18 protein-coding genes, 2 tRNA genes and 1 riboswitch are annotated in these 19,440 nt (G+C 70.6%); of the genes, 10 read left to right on the plus strand and 10 right to left on the minus strand.

All coding sequences use genetic code 11. The annotated features are described in order from the left end of the window. The first annotated feature begins 24 nt into the window (after window positions 1-24). Window positions 25-507 carry a hypothetical protein gene (locus ACTMTI_RS29480; protein ID WP_441123814.1) on the plus strand — a complete coding sequence of 161 codons (483 nt, stop codon included), beginning with the start codon at window positions 25-27 and terminating at the stop codon, window positions 505-507. Here the strand turns inward: ACTMTI_RS29480 and ACTMTI_RS29485 are convergent. Further along, window positions 470-1,120, minus strand: a complete 651-nt coding sequence (locus ACTMTI_RS29485; protein ID WP_441123815.1) for a TetR family transcriptional regulator — start codon at window positions 1,118-1,120, stop codon at window positions 470-472. The genes ACTMTI_RS29480 and ACTMTI_RS29485 overlap by 38 nt on opposite strands. Before the next feature lie 102 nt (window positions 1,121-1,222). Here ACTMTI_RS29485 and ACTMTI_RS29490 point away from each other — a divergent pair, with 102 nt between their 5' ends. The 3 genes from ACTMTI_RS29490 to ACTMTI_RS29500 are packed head-to-tail and all read left to right on the plus strand — an operon-like array spanning window position 1,223 to window position 4,991. Then, complete coding sequence (locus ACTMTI_RS29490) at window positions 1,223-1,750, plus strand: 2Fe-2S iron-sulfur cluster-binding protein (protein ID WP_441123816.1); 528 nt, start codon at window positions 1,223-1,225, stop codon at window positions 1,748-1,750. Next, window positions 1,747-2,742 (plus strand): FAD binding domain-containing protein, encoded by a 996-nt coding sequence (locus ACTMTI_RS29495; RefSeq protein ID WP_441123817.1) that lies wholly within the window; start codon window positions 1,747-1,749, stop codon window positions 2,740-2,742. Before ACTMTI_RS29490 ends, ACTMTI_RS29495 begins: the two co-directional genes overlap by 4 nt. Next, window positions 2,739-4,991, plus strand: coding sequence for a xanthine dehydrogenase family protein molybdopterin-binding subunit (locus tag ACTMTI_RS29500; RefSeq protein ID WP_441123818.1), 2,253 nt, complete (start codon window positions 2,739-2,741; stop codon window positions 4,989-4,991). The genes ACTMTI_RS29495 and ACTMTI_RS29500 overlap by 4 nt, the downstream gene beginning before the upstream one ends. 312 nt (window positions 4,992-5,303) lie before the next feature. On the opposite strand, the gene ACTMTI_RS29505 is transcribed toward ACTMTI_RS29500, so the two are convergent. Beyond that, the gene (locus tag ACTMTI_RS29505; RefSeq protein WP_441123819.1) at window positions 5,304-5,888 is read right to left on the minus strand and encodes a helix-turn-helix domain-containing protein; all 585 of its coding nucleotides are present in this window, start codon (window positions 5,886-5,888) and stop codon (window positions 5,304-5,306) included. A gap of 313 nt (window positions 5,889-6,201) precedes the next feature. On the opposite strand from ACTMTI_RS29505, the gene ACTMTI_RS29510 reads away from it, so the two are divergent. From ACTMTI_RS29510 to ACTMTI_RS29525, 4 genes are all read left to right on the plus strand, one after another. Continuing rightward, window positions 6,202-7,437, plus strand: a complete 1,236-nt coding sequence (locus ACTMTI_RS29510) for a trans-sulfuration enzyme family protein (RefSeq protein ID WP_441123820.1) — start codon at window positions 6,202-6,204, stop codon at window positions 7,435-7,437. Between the two features lie 84 nt (window positions 7,438-7,521). Beyond that, window positions 7,522-7,893: a hypothetical protein gene (locus tag ACTMTI_RS29515; RefSeq protein WP_441123821.1), complete on the plus strand. Its 372-nt coding sequence runs from the start codon at window positions 7,522-7,524 to the stop codon at window positions 7,891-7,893. Then, window positions 7,890-8,834, plus strand: a complete 945-nt coding sequence (locus ACTMTI_RS29520; protein WP_441123822.1) for an NAD-dependent epimerase/dehydratase family protein — start codon at window positions 7,890-7,892, stop codon at window positions 8,832-8,834. Before ACTMTI_RS29515 ends, ACTMTI_RS29520 begins: the two co-directional genes overlap by 4 nt. A gap of 345 nt (window positions 8,835-9,179) precedes the next feature. Further along, the gene (locus ACTMTI_RS29525; protein ID WP_441123823.1) at window positions 9,180-10,115 is read left to right on the plus strand and encodes a hypothetical protein; all 936 of its coding nucleotides are present in this window, start codon (window positions 9,180-9,182) and stop codon (window positions 10,113-10,115) included. 151 nt (window positions 10,116-10,266) lie between these two features. On the opposite strand, the gene ACTMTI_RS29530 is transcribed toward ACTMTI_RS29525, so the two are convergent. The 3 genes from ACTMTI_RS29530 to ACTMTI_RS29540 all read right to left on the minus strand — a co-directional run bounded on the left by ACTMTI_RS29530 (window position 10,267) and on the right by ACTMTI_RS29540 (window position 11,149). Continuing rightward, window positions 10,267-10,407 (minus strand): hypothetical protein, encoded by a 141-nt coding sequence (locus ACTMTI_RS29530; RefSeq protein WP_441123824.1) that lies wholly within the window; start codon window positions 10,405-10,407, stop codon window positions 10,267-10,269. Between the two features lie 205 nt (window positions 10,408-10,612). After that, window positions 10,613-10,700, minus strand: a tRNA-Leu gene (locus ACTMTI_RS29535). Between the two features lie 373 nt (window positions 10,701-11,073). Then, window positions 11,074-11,149, minus strand: a tRNA-Pro gene (locus ACTMTI_RS29540). Window positions 11,150-11,390: 241 nt separating this feature from the next. On the opposite strand from ACTMTI_RS29540, the gene ACTMTI_RS29545 reads away from it, so the two are divergent. Together ACTMTI_RS29545 and ACTMTI_RS29550 are read left to right on the plus strand one after the other, a co-directional pair. After that, window positions 11,391-12,116, plus strand: a complete 726-nt coding sequence (locus tag ACTMTI_RS29545; RefSeq protein WP_441123825.1) for a DsbA family protein — start codon at window positions 11,391-11,393, stop codon at window positions 12,114-12,116. Further along, window positions 12,113-13,006 carry a cytochrome c biogenesis CcdA family protein gene (locus tag ACTMTI_RS29550; RefSeq protein WP_441123826.1) on the plus strand — a complete coding sequence of 298 codons (894 nt, stop codon included), beginning with the start codon at window positions 12,113-12,115 and terminating at the stop codon, window positions 13,004-13,006. The genes ACTMTI_RS29545 and ACTMTI_RS29550 overlap by 4 nt, the downstream gene beginning before the upstream one ends. Here ACTMTI_RS29550 and ACTMTI_RS29555 read toward each other — a convergent pair. The 5 genes from ACTMTI_RS29555 to ACTMTI_RS29575 all read right to left on the minus strand — a co-directional run bounded on the left by ACTMTI_RS29555 (window position 12,912) and on the right by ACTMTI_RS29575 (window position 19,388). Beyond that, window positions 12,912-13,991: a mechanosensitive ion channel family protein gene (locus ACTMTI_RS29555; protein WP_441123827.1), complete on the minus strand. Its 1,080-nt coding sequence runs from the start codon at window positions 13,989-13,991 to the stop codon at window positions 12,912-12,914. The two genes, ACTMTI_RS29550 and ACTMTI_RS29555, sit on opposite strands and share 95 nt — an antisense overlap. Window positions 13,992-14,008: 17 nt before the next feature. Continuing rightward, window positions 14,009-15,004, minus strand: coding sequence for a ribonucleotide-diphosphate reductase subunit beta (locus ACTMTI_RS29560; RefSeq protein ID WP_441123828.1), 996 nt, complete (start codon window positions 15,002-15,004; stop codon window positions 14,009-14,011). A 152-nt stretch (window positions 15,005-15,156) separates the two neighbouring features. After that, window positions 15,157-17,316 carry a ribonucleoside-diphosphate reductase subunit alpha gene (locus ACTMTI_RS29565; protein ID WP_441123829.1) on the minus strand — a complete coding sequence of 720 codons (2,160 nt, stop codon included), beginning with the start codon at window positions 17,314-17,316 and terminating at the stop codon, window positions 15,157-15,159. A 119-nt stretch (window positions 17,317-17,435) separates the two neighbouring features. Then, a riboswitch (cobalamin riboswitch) is annotated at window positions 17,436-17,633 on the minus strand. Window positions 17,634-17,637: 4 nt separating this feature from the next. Continuing rightward, complete coding sequence (locus ACTMTI_RS29570) at window positions 17,638-18,579, minus strand: Bug family tripartite tricarboxylate transporter substrate binding protein (protein WP_441123830.1); 942 nt, start codon at window positions 18,577-18,579, stop codon at window positions 17,638-17,640. A 65-nt stretch (window positions 18,580-18,644) separates the two neighbouring features. After that, the gene (locus tag ACTMTI_RS29575; protein WP_441123831.1) at window positions 18,645-19,388 is read right to left on the minus strand and encodes an SAM-dependent methyltransferase; all 744 of its coding nucleotides are present in this window, start codon (window positions 19,386-19,388) and stop codon (window positions 18,645-18,647) included. Window positions 19,389-19,440: the final 52 nt, after the last annotated feature.

Here is a 19,440-nt window from a genome sequence, read left to right on the forward strand (position 1 = left end):
AGACAGCCGACGCCCTCATGCCAGGTGCCCCCTCGAGGCGGCTCGATTGCCGAGGCGTTCCTGGCCGCCATCGCCAACCCGAACACCGCCCGCGCCTACGCGATCGCGATCCGAGTGCTGGTAGCCGAGTTCGGCGAGCACTCCGCCCTGGCCGAGTTGGAGGGAGAGGCCGACGCCGACCGCGTCGCGGCCTGGTTCGCCGGCCGCTGGGGAGGTGCAGCAGCCGCCACCGCCAACGCCCGCCTGGACGCGCTCGGCTCCGCGTGCGCCTGGTGGCGCGACCAGAGCTGGTTGAGTGGCGATCCGCTGCGCCGCATCCGCCGGCGAGCCCGTACCCCGGACCGGACCCGGGCGCTGGCCCGCGCTGACGTCGAAGCACTACTCGCCCACTCTGTCCTGCGCGAACGCACTCTGTATCGGCTGTTGTATGAGAGCGCGGCCAGTCGGCCCCGTCGGTCGCGCCTTGGCGTCAGCGCAGCGTCGGCAGGCCCGCGAGGAACGCGGTGAGGGCGCGCTTCAGCGTCGGGAGGAACGGCGGACGCGTGGCGGCGATCCACGGCTCCTGCGCGTAGAGCTCGGCCAGCACCGGGGACGGATGGGCCATCGGGTAGAGGAACGCGGCCAGCCCGGTGGCCACCCCGACCAGCTCCACGCCCTCGCCGTCCGTCAGCCCGGTGGACCGCGCGACCTGGGCCCCGAGGTCGGCGCCCACGTCGAGGAGCGCCATCTTGAACGCGCGGGCCGCCTCGAGGGACACGTTGTGCTCCAGGCTGGCCGAGACGTAGCCGAGCAGGTCGCACATGAGCGGCCGCGCCTCCAGCGTCTCGGCGAGGGCGTCGACCACGTCCCCCGGCCCGCCGGCGGCGCGCAGCCGCTCCGTGGCCGCGTCTCGCCAGCCCTGCCATTCTTCGGCGGCGAGTTCGAGATAGATCTCCTCGCGCGTGCCGAAATAACGCACCACATTGGACTTCGCCAGCCCCGCGGCCGCCGCCACGGCGCGCAGGCTGACCATGCGCACGCCCGACTGCAGGGCGAGCTCCCGCGCGGCGGCGAGGATCGCCTCGCGTCGCTGTTGCTTGTGCTCCGGCCGCCTGGCCCGTAGAAACTCCGGCTCTCTCATTTTCCCAGACAGCATAACGGCACTCGTAACAGACCACTGTCCGCTTGTTAAGCGGACAGTGGTCTGTTAACGTCGCCGGGTACCCCCATCTACGGAGGAACCATGCCCGCTGTACTGCTACGGGTGAACGGGACCACCCGCGAACTCGACCTGGAACCGCAGGTCAGCCTGCTCGACGCGCTGCGCGAGCACCTCGGACTGACGGGCACGAAGAAGGGCTGCGACCAGGGCGCGTGCGGAGCCTGCACCGTCCTGGCCGACGGCGTGCGCATCAACGCCTGCCTGGCGCTCGCTATCCAGTACGAGGGCCGCGAGATCACCACGATCGAGGGAGTCGCGAGCCCGCTCCAGGCGGCGTTCGTCGCCCACGACGGGTTCCAGTGCGGCTATTGCACCTCCGGCCAGATCTGCTCGGCGATCGGCATGCTGGCCGAGCACGGGGACGGCGTGCCGAGCGCCGTGACCGACCACCTCGCCGCCGACGGCGTGGAGTTGACCGACACCGAGATCAGGGAGCGGATGAGCGGCAACCTGTGCCGCTGCGGCGCCTACAACGGCATCGTCGCCGCGATCCAGGAGGTCGCCGGGGCGGACGCCGCGGCCCGGGTTCCGGCGGAGGCGGCGCGATGAGGTCGTTCGCGTACGTGCGCCCGCCCGACGTGGCCACCGCCGTCCAGGCGGTCGCGTCCGAGCCGGACGCGAAGTTCCTCGGCGGCGGCACCAACCTGGTCGACCTCATGCGCGAGGGGATCGAGCGGCCCGCCACCGTCGTCGACGTCACCGGACTGCCACTGGAGGAGATCGAGGAGTTGCCCGGCGGGGGCGTGCGCATCGGCGCGCTGGTCCGCAACAGCCGCCTCGCCGCGCACCGGCTGATCCGCACCCGGTACCCGATGCTGGCCCAGGCGATCCTGTCGGGCGCGTCGGCGCAGCTCAGGAACATGGCGACGGTCGGGGGCAACCTGCTGCAGCGCACCCGCTGCCTGTACTTCTACGACGGCGCGGCCGCCTGCAACAAGCGCGAGCCGGGGGCCGGCTGCGCCGCGCGCGACGGGTTCCACCGGGGCGGCGCGATCCTCGGCGCGAGCCCGGCCTGCGTCGCCACTCATCCGTCCGACATGTGCGTCGCGCTCGCCGCGCTGGACGCCGTGGTCGAGGCGGAAAGCGTACGCGGCGTCCGCCGTGTCCCGCTGGCCGGCTTCCACCGGCTGCCCGGCGACACCCCGCACATCGAGACCGAGCTGGCCGCCGACGAGCTGATCACCGCCATCGAGCTGCCCGCCCTGCCGATCGCCGCGCACTCGCGCTACCGCAAGGTGCGCGACCGCGCCTCATACGCGTTCGCCCTGGTCTCGGTCGCCGCCGCGCTGGAGGTCCGGCACGGCGCGGTCACCGGCGCGCGGCTCGCCCTCGGCGGGGTCGCCGCCAAGCCGTGGCGGGCCTCGAAGGCCGAGCAGGCCCTGCTCGGCACGCCCGCCACCGAGGAGTCCTTCCGGCGCGCCGCCGAGATCGAGCTCGCGCCCGCCGAAAGGCTCCCGGGAAACGCATTCAAGATCGAGCTCGCCCGGCGCACGATCGTCGCGACCCTGCGCCAGGTGCTCACGGAAGGAGGCGCGGCATGACGGGGCCGCGCGACGCCGCGAACCAGAACCAGCTCATGACCCAGATGGAGAGCCCGCCGAGGCCACAGACCGCGGCGGGGCCGGTGGTGGGCAAGCCGATCGACAGGGTGGACGGCCGGGCCAAGACGAGCGGGCAGGCGCGCTTCGCGGCCGAGTACCCGTACCCGCGCCTCGCCTACGCCGCGCTGGTACACGCGACGATCGCGCGCGGCCGCGTCACCGGATTCGACGTGGCCGAGGCCGCCGCCGTGCCGGGCGTGCTGACCGTCCTCACGCACGAGAACGCGCCCCGCATGAAGCCGCCGCCCCGGGCGACCCTGACGAACGGCGGCATGATCGTCACCGGGACCACGGTCAACTACCTCAACACCGACGAGGTGCACTGGAACGGCCAGCCCGTCGCGGTCGTCGTCGCCGAGACCCTGGAGGCGGCGCTCGAGGCAGCGGGACTGGTCAGGGTCACCTACCGGCAGTTCCCGGCCACCGTCGACTTCCCCGCCGAGGAGAAGCACGCCGTCCCGCTGAAAGGCAACCCGCTCCAGCCCGGAAGCGCCAAGAAGGGCGACGCACAGGCCGCGCTCAGGGCCACCCCCGTGTCGGTGGACCTGCGGTTCACCACTCCCCCGCTCAACCACAACGCGATCGAGCCGCATGCCACCACCGCCGTGTGGGACGGCGACCGGCTGACCGTGCACGAAGGGACGCAGGGCATCGCCTGGCTCCGCGCCCATCTCGCGGCCAGGTTCGGCGTACCCGAGGCGTCCGTGCGGGTGATCTCGCCGTTCGTCGGCGGCGCGTTCGGCGGCAAGGGCCCGGTGTGGGCCGGCACGCTGCTCACCGTGCTGGCGGCCCGCGCGACCGGGCGGCCGGTGCGGATGATGCTCACCCGCGAGGGCGTCTACCGCACGGTCGGCGGGCGCTCGCCGTCCATCCAGCGAGTGGCGCTCGGCGCGACGGCGGACGGCGGGCTTACCTCGCTCATCCACACCGGCGTGACCAGCACCGGGCGGGTCGGCGGCCTGCCCGAAGCGGTCACCTCGCCGTCCGGGCACCTGTACGCCGCACCGAACATCCTCCTCCGGCACAGCCTCGTCGAGCTCGACCTGCTCCCCAACACCTTCATGCGCGCCCCCGGTGAGGCGCCCGGCACGTTCGCCCTGGAGGCGGCGATGGACGAGCTCGCGTACAAGCTGGGCATGGACCCGATCGCGCTGCGGATGCGCAACGAGCCGGAGACGAACCCGATCGACGGCAAGCGCTTCTCCCACCGGCTGCTACGCGAGGCGTACGCCTACGGCGCGCAGCGGTTCGGCTGGGCGGACCGCACTCCCGAGCCGGGCTCCATGCGGGACGGCCGGTGGCTGGTCGGCATGGGCGTCGCCACCGCCCATCACGGGACGATGCGGTTCATCGCCAACGTCACGGTGAGGCTGTCGGCGGACGGAAGCGTGCTGGTGCGGTGCGGCCTGCAGGAGATGGGCATGGGCGCGGCAACCGCCCAGGCACAGATCGCGGCCGACGCGCTCGGCGTGCCGTTCGATGCGGTGCGGGTGGAGTACGGCGACTCCACGCTGCCCACCGGGCCCGGCGCGGGCGCCTCCGCGCAGACCGTGAGCGTCGCCGCGAGCCTGCTGGCCGCCTGCGACAAGCTGAAGCGCAAGGTGCGCGCACTAGGCGGAAGCGGGTCCTACGCGGAGATCCTCACCCGGGCGGGAAAGGACCACATCGAGGCGGCGGTCGGATCCGAGACGCGGCTCGGCACGTTGACCGGGCAGGCGAAGTTCATCGCGAGGTTCCTGCGCGACCACCGGCGCTGGGTGAAGGCGGGATGCGGGGCGCAGTTCTGCGAGGTGCGGGTCGACCCCGACACCGGCGAGGTGCGGGTGTCGCGCTGGCTCGGCGTGTTCGACGTCGGCAGGGTGATCAACGCCAAGACGGCGGCCAGCCAGCTCCGGGGCGGCATCGTCATGGGCATCGGCATGGCGCTCTCGGAGGAGACCCTGGTGGATCCGCGCACCGGGCGGATCATGAACCCGAGCCTGGCCGAGTACCACGTCCCCGTGCACGCCGACATCCCGCCGATCGACATCCACTACCTGGACGAGCCCGACCCGACCATGCCGCTCGGGCTGCTCGGCCTCGGCGAGATCGGCGTCACCGGCGTGGCCGCCGCGCTCGCCAACGCCGTCTACCACGCCACCGGCAAGCGCGTCTACGACCTGCCGATCACCCTGGACAAGCTGCTCTGACCGCACCATGTCCTCCAGAGGACGGAGCGAGCAACTGAAGGTCGCAGGCATCGGCCTGGAGTTCCTCACCGGGGAGCCGCAAAGCTCGCACGACCCCCTCCGGGATCGTGTTCACCGTGCTGACCGCCCTGTCCGGCATGGAACGCGGGTACATTCGCGACCGGACCCGGGAAGGCCACGAATCCGCCCGCAGCCGCGGATCCCGCGGGCGGCCAGGACGTCGATGTCGCCGCCGGGAGCGGTGATCAGGCCTAGGACGGCGTCGACACCCTCGGGCCGGATGGAGCGGACCTGTCCCCGACGGGGACTGGGTCAGGTTGCGGAAGCGGGGCCGGGCGGCAGGTGGACGGTCATGATCAGGTTGCAGGTTTCGGCGCCCGAGCCGCGGTAGGTGTGAGGGGCGTCGCCGTTGAACGTGGCGGTCTGCCCGGCTTCGATGGCGTACTCGGTGCCGTCGACGACCAGGATCATCCGGCCGGAGGTGACGTTGACGGTTTCCACGACTCCGGCGTGGTGGGGGTGGCTGGGGTATTCCTCGTCCGGTTCCAGTTGCCAGCGCCAGACCTCGACAGGGGCCGGGCCTGAGGTTGTCAGCATGAGCCGGGCCTGGCTGCCTCGTTCTCCGGTCCACAGTGGTGCGACGGCGTCGGCGGTCACGACGCGGACGCGGCCTTCGGGCGGTCCTTGCATCAGGGCGGACACGGGAATGCCGAGAGTGTCGGCCAGTCGGACCAGGGTGGCCAGGTTGGGGTTGCCCTGGGCTTTCTCCAGGGCCACAAGGGCACCCTTGCTGATCTGGGCGCGCCGGCTGAGTTCGTCCAGGGACAGGCCCGCGCGGTTGCGGGCCGCCCGGACGTTGTGCGCGACTGTCCGCAGGGCTGCGGCTGTCTCAGCCATCTGATCACCATCCTCACAACTGGACCAGTTGAATGTACCGTGCGGTCGTTTGATTAGCACTCGCCGGTCGTTCTAATGTACTGTCTGGTCGTTCCAACGACTAGCAAGGGATGTCCTGTGATTGCTCTGCTGCCCCTGGGCAGCTCACTCGCCTACGGGTGCGCCGACTGCCTCGGCGCCCGCCACGCGGACGGCACCGAGTCCTTCACCCCGCTCGGCGAACCCGACACCGTTGGGAACCCCATCCGCCCGGCCCCGGTGGCGCGCCGGGCTCCTGCCCATCACTTTCTTTGTCCTCGAGGAACCACTGATCATGAGCACAGCACCCCACACTTCGCGCACCCCTCGACCCGATAAGCACGACCCGTCCACTCTCGCGTTCGCCACACAGTCCGTGCACGCCGGCAATACCGTCGACAAGGGAACCGGCGCAGTGCGGACACCGCTGGTGATGGCCAACTCGTACCTGCTGCCGGACGACCCGTCCACAATGGACTGGTCCTCGGCCGAAGGACTGGTCTACACCCGCAACTCCGGCGCCAACCAAGTCGGTCTCCAGACAAAGCTCGCAGCACTGGAGGGCGGCGAGGACGCAGTCGTATTCGCCACGGGCGTGGCCGCCCTGCACGGTGTGTTCTTCACCCATCTGAAGTCGGGTGACCATGTGGTGGTCTCGGACGTGACGTACGAGGCCGTCTGGCGGCTCTTCAGCAAACTGCTTCCGGAGAAGTACGGCATCGAGGCGACGTTCGTCGACGTCGGCGACCTCGACGCAGTCCGCCGCGCCGTGCGCCCGAACACGAAGCTCGTGCACGCGGAGACCATCGCCAATCCGACGACGAAGGTCGCGGACATCGCAGCGCTCGCCGACATCGCGCATGCTGCCGATGCCTTGCTGTCGGTCGATTCCACCTTCACCCCTCCGCCGTTCTACCGCCCCCTGCAGGATGGCGCCGATCTCGTCGTGCATTCGCTGACGAAATACATCAACGGCCACGGCGACGCGATGGGCGGTGTCGTCATCGGGGCCGGCGATCTCGTAGGGCCGATCCGCAGTGACGCCATGGTCGAGGTCGGCGGAGTGATCTCGCCGTTCAACGCCTGGCTGATCGTGCGCGGATCCGTCACCCTGCCGCTGCGGCTGCGGCAGCACTTCGCCTCGGCCGAGAAGATCGCCGCGTTCCTCGAGGCCGACCCGCGGGTCGCGTTCGTCGCCTACCCGGGCCTCACCTCGCACCCGCAGCACCAGCTCGCCCGCCGCCAATTCACCGGCGCCGGATACGGCGCCATGATGGCCTTCGCCGTGAACGGTGACCCGGACGCCCAGAACCGATTCGTCGACGGCCTGCGCGTCATCACCTCCGCCGTGTCCCTCGGCCACGACGAATCCCTGATCGTGCACGTCGGCACCACCGGACGGGGCGGCATCGAGCACTACCCCGAACCCTTCAGGAAATACGGGCACCTACGGCTGTCCGTCGGCCTGGAGGACGCAGACGATCTCATCGCCGACCTCCGCGCCGCCCTCGACGCGACCTTCCCATCCTGACCGCCCCGCCTACGACCCAGCCGCTGCGGTGCTGCCGCATTGGCGCGAGCCGGGTCTACGGCGTTCCAGGTGTGACCGTCGATCTTGAGGTCGCTGCCGGTGCTGGCGGCGTTGACCATGCTGAGCACCGGATGCTGGGCCCGGCTGGATCCAGCAAGCTTCGCCCGCTTCGCCAACTGGCCCAATCACGTGCACTTCCTGCACGACGCGGGCGTGTTCCAGATCGGGATCGGGTTGATGATGCTGTGCGCTCTGCGCTGGCGCGACGTACTGGCCGTGGTCTTGGCCGGTTTTGTGTTCACCAACACCTTCCACGCCGTCAACCACGCTCTCGACCTGCCGCTGGGCGGCAACGCCTCCGACCCGTGGACGTTGCTGGCGGTCTCCGCAGTGGCGCTGGCGGCATGGATCGTACGGATCCGGCAGCTGCGCGGCCGGGCGGAGGCGGGGTCATGAGGGTCCTGCTGGCCGGCGCGACCGGCGCACTCGGCTCCGCCGTGATCCCCATGCTGCTGGCCGAGGGACATCACATGCTCGGCCTGACCAGGTCCGCCGCCGGCGCTGCCCAGCTGGCCGCGCTGGGCGCGCAGCCGGTGCGAGCCGACATCATGAACATCGAGGAGTTGCTGGCCGCCCTGGGGGGCCGGCGGGCCGACGCGGTGATCCACCAGGCGACCGCCATCACCGGTGTGCCGTTCCTGCACCGACATCTGTACGCCACCGACGCACTGCGCGAGCGCGGCACGGCCCACCTGCTGCGCGCCGCGGCCGAGCTCGGTGCCCGTCGCTTCCTCACCCAGTCGTTCTTCCTCGGGTACGGCTATTGCGACCACGGCGAGCAGTTGCTGGACGAGGACCACCCCTTCGCCGTCCGCACCGGCCACCGAGGCTTCGACCGGCACATGATCTCCCTGCGCAGCAACGAGGACCAGGTCCTCGGCACCCCGGGCATCGACGGCGTCGCCCTGCGTTATGGCATGTTCTACGGTCCGGAGCCCGCCACCCGGCGGCTGATCCACCTCGCCCGGCGACGGCGGCTGCCCGCCCCGCGCCCCAGCGGTACCGTCTCGCTCATCCACATCCACGACGCCGCCTCGGCCACTGTCGCCGCACTGCACCGGGGGCGCCCCGGCCAGCCGTACAACATCGTGGATGACCAGCCGGTCACCTTCGAGGCCTACTTCCGCGCCGTCGCACAAGCCGCGGGGGCACCTCCTCCCCGGCGGGTGCCCAGCCACCTCCTCACCGCCCTGCCGTACCTGCGCGCCCTGATGGTCGCCACCCACATCCGCCTGTCCAACCGGCGCGCCACCGACGAGCTGGGCTGGACGCCCGCTACCCCTCCTGCCGCGACGGCCTGGCCGCGCTGGTCGCAAGGACGGCCAGTTGACCACTGAGCCCAGCAGAGGTTGTCTCGTTCGAACTCCAGGCGGCCCAGCAGACCAGGTGGGAGTCCACAGACGGGACGGCCGAACGAACGAACCGGATCGGTCGAGCACCGGATCATGGGAGCAGAACCGCGACATGACCAGGGCTCGGAAGTCAGGCGCCCCGAGGGTGATCCTTCCCCCGTACGGGGGAAGGAAGCGCCGGCGTTCCACACCGTGGGGGGATCCCGCCCGGTCGACGCCCCGCAAGACTCGAGCGCGTCGAGATCGGCACGCTTGGGGGGTCGGGTTCAGGTGACACAAGGTTCGGGTGAGTTTCCCGCCGAGATGGGTGTGCGCGCGCGATGGAGCGTGGTGCGCAGGCTCGCGGGTTACGCCGCGGCACTCAGCATGTCGCTCTACCTGGCGGTCAAGCTCATCTGGGTCGCCGCGGCGCTGCTCGGGCAAGGTCCGGACGACTACGGCACCGCCGACTGGGTGCTGCTGAACGTCGTTACCGTGGTGATGGCGATGACCGGGATCGCGCTGGGGCTGGCGCTGGCCCAGCGATGGGGCCGCCGGCTGCCGGCCGTGCCGGTGATCTTCTTTTCCTGGGTGGGTGCGGGCTTCCTGGTCCCGATGCTTCCCTACTCGGTGATCAAAGGTGTCCTCGGCGCACTCGGGATCGATCTGGGTGGCGGCGAGGACTCCGCCTCGGCTCCGCGAGGGGAGACGGTCTTCCTCACCATCGGCTTCGCCGGGATGGCCGTGGGGCTGGCCGTGGCCTTGCCGATCTATCTGAGGGAGAGATGGCCGAGGGCCTTCCTCGGCCGCGTCGGGGACGGCCCTGCCCGCTCATGGACCCTGGCCACGATGGCGATGGCGGTGGCTTCCGGGCTGGGACTGGCCTGGTCCTACTGGGCGCTGGGCGGGACGCTGGGCCTCGACCCGGCTCATCGCGACCGCTGGGATCTCAACGGGCGACTGCTGAACGCGAGTTCGGGACTGTGGGTCCTGCTCGGAGCCTGGAGCATCTGGGCGCTCACGCGCTGCCGGCCTGCCCGGCTTCGGCGGTGGATCCCGATGACGCTGGCCTTCGGGGCTTCAGGCTCGCTGTTCGCGTGGAGCGGTTGGAAGCTGCCGATGGTGATCCTGCAGCCCGGAGGTTTCGTGACCGCTGAATACACGATGGTCGCAGTCATTCAGCACGCCTTGGGCATCGCCGTGGGCCTGATCTTCATGGCCGCCGTCCTGCGTGTCGCCCGGAGGGAGGACATAGCGCCGGTGAGGAATACCACAGGTCTCGAATAAGCGCCCTGCCCCAGTAACCCGGCTGGAGGAATGTCCTCATCCGAAGGGCTGAGCGTGGGGCACCTTCGCCCCCGAGCGCGGGACGGCCGGCCGGTGGCCTGGTGCCGATCGAACGGCGGTGACCGGGCCGCTCACCTTCTGCCCTCCGGCGTCAGGACAGGAGGAAGTGGCTGGAGGCCGGGTCGGTACGGAGGTAGTTCGCGTGGCCGGCGAAGTGGACAGGCATGGGGTGGAGGAACGCGTCGCGCGCGCAGGCGGGCACACCTCCGGGCTGCCGCAGGCGCCGCCGCATAGGACGAAACGGTCCGCCTCCACGGTGAGGTGCTCCTGCCCGCGCCACACGTACGACAGCGTCCACATGGTGTTCAGGCGAAAGGGCGGCCGATCCAGAAGGCCCGCACGTCGCCGTGTCGTTCCAGCGCGGCAACGCGAAAGTTCCCCTATGGCTGTGTGCCGCCCCAGGGATTCGAACCCTGGACCTCCGCCTCCTTCGTGCGTGCGCTCGGGGGGAGTCGAACCCCCACGCTCCTTACGGAGCACCGGATCCTGGGTCCGGCGCGTCTACCGAAGTTCCGCCACAAGCGCCTGTACCGGCCTACGTCGGCCGTTCTTTCGCCCCCACCTCTCCGTCAACATGCGGCAGTCAGCGCGCACTCCTCGCACCGGGTGCGCTTCAGCCTCGCCTTGATCCAAATGTCTCCCTGGAATTCCTCGGGACGCTCCGCTGCGCCCTTGGACCATCCCTGCCCCTTGTAGTGCGAGATGTCGAGTCCCAGGCGTGCGATGTGTCGGTCGATACCCGTTTTGTGCCCCCTGCGGTCTTGAGTGTTGGGCTGGAGCGATTGGACCCCGGGCTTGGCTGGCGTGGGCCGGCCCGGGGTGAGGGCTTGGTCCGGCCGGGGGGCGCCATTCCCGTCGGCCAGGCCGTGCCCGCGGCCCTTTCCTTTCAGGGCCGTCGTCCGAGTGGCAGGATTCGAACCTGCGGTGCTCCTGCTCCCAAGGCAGGCGGGCTGACCAAACTGCCCCACACTCGGTCGTAAATATGAAACAAGCCGCCTCGGATATGTTCGAGACGGCTTTCCTGGCAATCCTGTAAAGGATTATCCGGAAAGCCTTCGCGGCAGCTCGGGGAGGGTCGCGAGCGGTCGGAGGATGCTCAGTTCGCGCACCTGCCGGCTCCCTTCTCCGTATTTGTTCCTGCTGGACGATGTCTACGGTAAACCGGTGATCGGCGCGCGTGCCACGTATTTATTTGTTCTGGGGGACAATGGGCGGGTGTGGAAGGAACGGTGGCGGGTCGTGGCGGGGGCGCTGGCGGGCGCGGTGGTGCTGGGTGCGCTCGGCCTCGCCGCGGTGCGGGATGACGGCGCGGTGCGGGATGACGGTGAGGACAAGGGCGCGGTCAGTCCGCGGCCGGCGGCGGCGAGCAGCACCCCCACCGGGGTCGCGTCGTCCGGGCCGCCGGTGTGGGAGGGGCCTACGCCGCCGCCGGTCGACATGCGGCTGGCGAAGGGGTCGGCGCAGGCGCCGGTCATCGTCGTGGAGTTCGGTGATTTCAAGTGCCCGAACTGCACGCGGTTCGCGCGGAGCATCGGGCCCGCGCTGTGGCGGAAATATGTGGACTCGGGGGTCGTCCGGGTGTTCTGGCGGGACTATCCGATTCGGGGACGGGAGTCCGAGGCCGCCGCCGTCGCCGCGCGGGCCGCTTCCCGGCAGGGCAGGTTCTGGGAGTTCCATGACGTGCTCTTCTCGGGGAAGGCGCGGCTCGACGAGGACGGGCTGCGGGAGGCGGCGCGGCGGGCGGGGCTGGATGTGGCCAGGTTCGACGCCGATCGGCGTGACAGGGCGGTACGGGAGGCCGTCGCCGCCGACCAGAACTTCGCGTTGCAGCTCGGCCTGCCCGGTACGCCCGCGTTCCTGATCAATGGGGAGCTGCTGTTCGGCGCGCAGTCGGCGGCGACGTTCGAGCGGGCCATCGAGAAGGCCCGGCGCGGGCAATGACGCCCCCCGTCCCCCTCGTGACGGACGTCACCTATGCGGCGGCCTTCCTCGGCGGGTTGTTCTCACTGGTCAGCCCGTGCGGGGCGCTGTTGCTCCCGGCGTTCTTCGCCTACGCCTTTCCCGGGCGGAAGGAGCTGGTGGGCAGGACGCTGCTGTTCTACGCGGGCCTGTGCGCGGTGCTGGTGCCGCTGGGCATGGGGTCCGCGCAGGTCAGCAGGCTCTTCTACGGCCGGCAGGAGCTGCTGGTCGCGGTCGCGGGGTGGACGCTGATCGGGCTGGGGGTGCTGCAGGCGGCCGGGGCCGGATGGGGCTTGCGGCCGGTGGTGCGGCTCAGGGCGCACGTCAGCGGGGACTCGGCGGCGGCCGTGCTGGTCCTGGGCGCGGTGTCGGGGCTGGCGGGGTTCTGCGCGGGACCGGTGCTGGGCGCGGTGCTGACGGTCGCCGCCGTTTCGGGGGACGGCCTGCGTGGAGCCCTGCTGCTGGCCGTCTACGCTGCGGGCATGGCGGCGCCGCTGCTGCTGCTCGCGGGCCTGTGGCAGCGCTACGACCTCGGGCGGCGCGGGTGGTTGCGGGGACGGGGGTTCAGGATCGGGCCACTGCGGGTGCACACCTCGTCGCTGCTGTCCGGAGTGGTGTTCGCGGGACTGGGGGTGCTGTTCCTGGTCTCCGACGGCACGGCCGGGCTGCCGGTGCCCGAGGCGGGGCTGGAGGAGGTGGCGGCCGGCGTCCGGCTGCCGGACCTGTGGCTGGTCGGGGGCGGCTTCCTCGTGCTGGCGGGCCTGACCGCGTGGCGGCTCAGGCGCCCGGGAACTCCGGCCAGCTCACGCCGACGCGGGTCTCCGGAGTCTCGACGCGGAAGCGAGGCAGGGCGTCCGGGAAGTTGTCCCTGACGTAGTCGACGAGGAACTCGCGTACGTCGCACTTGAGGTCCCACGCGGACGGCGAGTCGGCGGCGCTCATCAGGGCGCGCAACTCGACCAGCCCGTTGGGCAGCACGTCGGTGACCTGCAGCGTCCAGTCCTTCTGGTCCCAGAGCGGGTTGCCCTGCAGGGACTCGTACAGCGCCTCGCGTAGTTTCGCCACGGGCACCGACCAGTCCACGCGCAGGAACACCACGGCGAGCACCCGGCTGCCGTGCCTGGTCCAGTTCTCGAACGGGGTCTGGGTGAAATAGCTGACCGGCAGGACCAGCCGCCGTTCGTCCCACAGGCGCACCACGACGTAGGTGAGGGTGACCTCCTCGATCCTGCCCCATTCGTCCTCGACCACGACCACGTCGTCGAGGCGCAGCGCGTCGCTGAAGGCCAGCTGGAGCCCGGCCACCACGTTGCCGATGGTGGGCTGGGCGGCGATGCCGACGATGGCGCCCGCGATGCCGGCCGAGGCGAGCAGGCCGGCGCCGAGCGCGCGTACTTGGGGGAAGGAGAAGAGCATCGCGCCGACCGCGATCACGATGATGACGGCGGCGGCGATGCGGCGGACCAGCGCGATCTGCGTCATGATCCGCCGCGCCCGCCGGTTTCGCTCCCCTTCGACCCGGACCAGCCGGTCGAGTACGACGTCCGTCAGCGCGTACGTGGCCTGCACGATCAGCCAGGTGACCGCGGCGATCGTGACCAGCCCGAGCACCCGCTCGATCGTGCCCGCGACGGCCCGCTCGCTCGGCGAGCCGCCGAACATGCCCGGGCCGAACACCAGGTTGAACGCCACCACGGCGGCCACCGCGAACGCGGCCCACGTGCAGTGCTCCACTAGATGCCGGGCCAGCGCGAACTTGCGCCCCACCCGGTTCAGCATCCGCCGGACCAGTTCAACCAGGAGGATCGAGCCGACCACCGAGATGGCGAGAATCGGCCAGTCCGCTGGAGACTGCACGCCTATGCCCCCAATGTCTAGAAAGTTTCGTCAAAGGTCACATTGCCCTCAACTGCCACTTGGTAAGCAGAGACCCGCCTTTCGAAGAAATTGGCCAGCTCCTGGACATCCTGCAACTCCATGAACGCGAACGGGTTCGCCGAGCCGTACCGCCGGGGCAGGCCGAGCCTGCTCAGGCGCTGGTCGGCGACGTACTCCAGGTATTGGCGCATGGGCGCGACACCCATCCCCCGCATGCCGTCGCCGCACAGGTCCTCGGCGAAGGCCAGCTCGGCGGCCACGGCCTCCTCCAGCATGGCGGTGACCTGCTTGCTCAGCTCGTCATCGAACAGCGACGGCTCCTCGGCCCGGACCGTGTCCACCACGCTGAAGGCGAACTCCATGTGCATGGACTCGTCCCTGAACACCCAGTTCGTCCCAGTGGCCAGGCCACCGAGCAGGCCGCGAGAGCGGAACCAGTACACATAGGCGAACGCGCCGTAGAAGAACAGGCCCTCGATGCAGGCGGCGAAGCAAATCAGGTTGAGCAGGAACTGGCGGCGCTGGTCCGCGGTCTCCAGCCGCTGCAGCCCGTTGATCGAGTCGATCCACTTGAAGCAGAACTCGGCCTTGTCCCTGATGGACGGGATGTGCTCGATCGCGGCGAAGGCCTTGACCCGCTCGTCGGGATCCGGCAGGTACGTGTCCAGCAGCGTCAGGTAGAACTGCACGTGCACGGCCTCCTCGAACAGCTGCCTGCTGAGGTAGAGGCGCGCTTCCGGGGCGTTGACGTGCTGGTAGAGGTTGAGCACCAGGTTGTTGGCCACGATGGAGTCGCCGGTGGCGAAGAACGCGACCAGCCGGTTGATCAGGTGCCGCTCCTGCGGCGTCATCTTGGCCAGGTCGGCCAGGTCGGTGTGCAGGTCCACCTCTTCGACCGTCCACGTGTTCCGGATCGCGGCGCGGTAGCGCTCGTAGAAGTCCGGGTAACGCATCGGGCGGAGTGTGAGGTCCATTCCGGGGTCGAGCAGCACGCTTCCTCCTCAAAACCAAACTTCTTCGTTACGGCCGGCCAACGAACCCGCACGCACCGCACGGGGCGGGCGTCCGTCATGGCCGGTCGTGAAGGCTCACGGGGTGCGCGCCGTTACGAGCGCATCGTGGGCCGCGTTCTTCGGTGAACCGGTCACTGGCAGGCTTCGCAGACCTCGGGGTTCTCCAGCGAGCAGGCCACGGCCTCCTCCTCGGCCGCGGCCACCGTGGTCTGGGCGATCCGGGTGGCGGGGCGGGAGCGCAGGTAGTAGGTGGTCTTCAGGCCCTGCTTCCAGGCGTAGGCGTACATCGACGAAAGCTTGCCGATGGTCGGGCTGGCCATGAAGAGGTTGAGGGACTGCGACTGGTCGATGTACGGCTGGCGCGCCGCGGCCAGGTCGATCAGCGCCTTCTGCGGCAGCTCCCAGGCCGTCCGGTAGAGCGTCTTCAGGTCGTCGGGGATGCCGGGGATCGCCTGGACCGAGCCGTCGGCCCGCTTGATGTCGTCGCGCATCCGCTGCGTCCACAGCCCGCGCGCCTGCAGATCGGCCACCAGGTAGCGGTTGACCTGCAGGAACTCTCCGGACAGGGTCTCGCGCTTGAACACGTTGGACACCTGCGGCTCGATGCACTCGTAGCAGCCGGCGATGGAGGCGATCGTGGCGGTCGGCGCGATGGCGATCATGAGGGAGTTACGCAGGCCGGTGGCCGCGATCTTCTCCCGCAGCGCGTCCCAGCGCGCGGTGCCGGCCGCGCCGTAGTGGTCGGGGTGCAGCACTCCCCCGGCGGCGCGAGTATCGGCGTACGACGGGTGCCGGCCGCGCTCGGCGGCCAGGTCGGCCGAGGTGTCGTACGCGGCCAGCGCGATCTCCTCGGCGATCCGCGTGGACAGCTCCAGCGCCTGCGGCGAGTCGAACGGCAGCCGCAGCGTGAAGAACACGTCGGCCAGGCCCATCACGCCGAGCCCGATCGGCCGCCACCGCTTGTTGGCCGCCTCGGCCTCGGGCGTCGGGTAGAAGCCGAGGTCGATGGTGCGGTCCAGGAAGCGCACGGCCGTGCGGACGGTGCCGCGCAGCCGCTCCCAGTCGACGTCACCGCCGGCGAGGTGGGCGGCCAGGTTGACCGAGCCGAGGTTGCACACCGCCGTCTCGGCGTCGCTGGTGACCTCGAGGATCTCGGTGCACAGATTCGACAGGTGGATGACGTTCTCGGGGCGGGCGGTCTGGTTGGAGGTGCGGTTGGCGGCGTCCTTGAACGTCATCCAGCCGTTGCCGGTCTGGGCGAGGGTGCGCATCATGCGGCCGTACAGGGTCCGCGCGGGCATTTGCCGGACATATCGCCCGGCGGCCTCGTACGCCCGGTACGCGGCCGTGAACGCCTCCCCGTACAGGTCCGTGAGGTCGGGCACCTCCTTCGGGTCGAACAGCGACCAGACCTCGTCCGCCTCCACCCGGCGCATGAACTCGTCGGGCACCCAGTTGGCCAGGTTGAGGTTGTGGGTGCGGCGGGCGTCCTCGCCGGTGTTGTCGCGCAGCTCCAGGAACTCCTCGATGTCGGCGTGCCAGGTCTCCAGGTAGACGCAGGCCGCGCCCTTGCGCCGGCCGCCCTGGTTGACCGCCGCGACCGAGGAGTCGAGCGTACGCAGCCACGGGACGATGCCGTTGGAGTGCCCGTTCGTCCCCCGGATCAGGGAGCCGCGCGAGCGCACCCGGGTCCAGGAGACGCCGATGCCGCCGGCGTACTTGGACAACCGGGCCACCTGCCCGTACCGGTCGTAGATCGCCTCCAGCTCGTCGCGCGGCGAGTCGAGCAGGAAGCACGACGACAGCTGCGGCCGGCGCGCGCCCGAGTTGAACAGCGTGGGCGAGCTGGGCAGGTAGGACAGCGTGGACATCAGCGCGTACAGCTCGGCGGCCTCCTCGACCGACTCGGACAGGCCGCACGCCACGCGCAGGAAGAAGTGCTGCGGCCGCTCCAGCACCGCCCGCGTCTCGGGGTGGCGCAGCAGGTAGCGGTCGTAGACGGTGCGCAGCCCGAAATACTCGAACCTGCCGTCCGCCTCCTCGGCGGCCAGCGCGTCCAGCTCGGCGGCGTGCGCGGCGACGAACTCCGCGAGCCCGTCCTGGATCAGCCCGGCCGCGTGGGTGGCGGCGATGGACTCCGAGAACGACCGCACCCCGTGCCCGGCGGTCTCGTCGGCGATCTCCTCGGCCAGCAGCCGGGCTGCGACCCGGGAGTTGGCCGGGTCGGTGATCACCCGGGCGGCGGCCTCATCGATGGCCAGCCGGCGGTCGATCTCAATGACCTGCGTCACGTGCTCTCTCCTCGCGAGCTCATCCCCCGTGAGGGCGCGCGAGAGCACCGCGGCAGGGGTGACCGGCCGCGTGGCTCCCTGACCCTCCCTCGAGGCCATGGACACTTCATGCCGGGCGGTGACCCGACATGTCGCCGGCAGGTCTTCGGGCTCGCGGGCGCGCGTTCAAACGCTCCTACTGGCCGTCGCTTCCCAGATCGCTCCAGTGCACATGACGGCGGTCGTTCCCGCTCACCGCTGCGGGGCAGCCCCGGATTCGCACCGGGTTCCCTCTTGCCTCGCCTCCGGAGAGGCGAACCAGCGACGACCAGGATCCTACATCTAGTGGCCGTTCCCGCAACTACCCCAGCATGTTGTGGCTTTGGTGGAGTCGAGGAGTCCGAGGTCCCGCAGCAGCGCGCGGGTGCGCGCGACCTCGGAGCCGAGCCACAGGGCGAAGTCGTCGCCGCCGAGCGGGATCGAGATCCAGCCGGCCGCGCGGCAGGCCGCCCGCCAGCGCGGCGAGCCGGTCACCTCCTCGCACATGCGGATGGCCGCCTCGCGGCTGTCGTGCGGCATGTCTCGGGGCCCGAAGGCGGCGCTCCAGTCGGCGAAGTCGACGCGTACCCCGGACTCCAGCAGCGTCGGCACGTCCAGGTTGGGCACCCGGGCGGCCGAGGACACCGCGAGCGGCCGCACCCGGCCCGTGGAGATGCTCGCGCGCCAGTCGGCCAGCAGCCCGGCGGCGGCTGCGGCCTTGCCGGACAGCAGCGCCGTGACGGCCTCCCGGCTGCTGGGGTAGCCGGTGTAGTCGACCTGTCTGGTGTCGGCGCCGAGCCCCTTGGCGATCAGGCCGAACAGCAGGTGGTCGGGCTCGCCCTGCGGGCCGCCGGCCAGCAGCGTCTGTCCCGGCTGGGTGAGCAGGTGGGCGCCGAACTCGTCGAAGTCCTTGAAGTGCGAGTCCGCGGGCACGACCACGACCTCGACGTCTCCGGCGAGCCTGGACAGCGGGATGGCGGAGTCGAGGAGCGGGGGGCCGTTGTTGAGCACGGCGCCGGCCAGCGCGGGCAGGCCGGTCAGGGTGATCTTCGTCCCGGCGCCCGTCTCGTACCCGGCCGCGCGGGCCGCGCTGACGAACGCCTGCCCGACCCGGTCCCAGCGGCGGCCGCCGGAGCTGATCGAAAACGAGGTACGCAGTCCCCCCGCGCCGCCGTGCTCCGTTCCGCAGCCGGCCGCGCATGCGGCCACACCCAGCCCCCATGCGAAGAACCGCCGACGGCGCATGTGCCTCTCCCTCCGGGAATCCCATTACCCGAAGTTATTGACACATTACGGAGAGATACACATAGTTATCTCTTTCGCGCCACTCCCGCCATGAGCGACGACGGCAGCGTCCAGTCGCCCACCAGCTTGGGCCGGTCGGGACGCCAGTCCACGGCCTGCACGAGCCCCGGCGGATCCAGTGCGAAGTCGCCGAAGAACGCGCGGATCTCGGCGGGGGTGCGGTCGGCGCCGCCGCCGGCCGTCGGACCGCGGCGGACCCGCTCCATCGTGGTGGCGTGGCTGATCACCAGATGGCTGCCCGGCGCCACCCGCTCGCGCAACACGGCCACCGCCTGCTGCGGTTCGGCGGAGTCGGGCAGGAAGTGCAGAATCGACACCAGTAGCACCCCGACCGGCTGGTCCAGGTCGAGGAAGGCCCCGGCCCCGGCCAGCACCTCGTCGGTGTCGAGCAGGTCGGCTTCGACGACGACGGCCCTGTCCGACCGTGCGAGCAGGGCCCTGGCGTGTGCGGCGACGACCGGATCGTGATCGACGTAGACCACCCTGGCGTGGGGGGCGACCTCGTGCGCGCTGCCCTGGGTGGGCAGCCCGCTGCCGAGGTCGATGAACTGGCGCACTCCGGCGGCGGCGACGTAGCGCACGGCGCGCTGCAGGAAGGCCCGGTTGGCGCGGGCCAGCGGGACCGCCTCCGGGATCAGCTCCGCGAGCTGGTCGATGGCCTGGCGATCGACCGCGAAGTTGTCCTTCCCGCCGAGCATGTAGTCGTACATGCGTGCGGGATTGGGCCGCTGATGGTCGAATTGCCGCACAGTTCGAATTTATGTGGTCCGCAGCCGGATAACGAGGTTTGAGGCTGAATTG

Source organism: Nonomuraea sp. H19 (assembly GCF_052068215.1).
In the GTDB taxonomy this organism is placed as follows: domain Bacteria; phylum Actinomycetota; class Actinomycetes; order Streptosporangiales; family Streptosporangiaceae; genus Nonomuraea.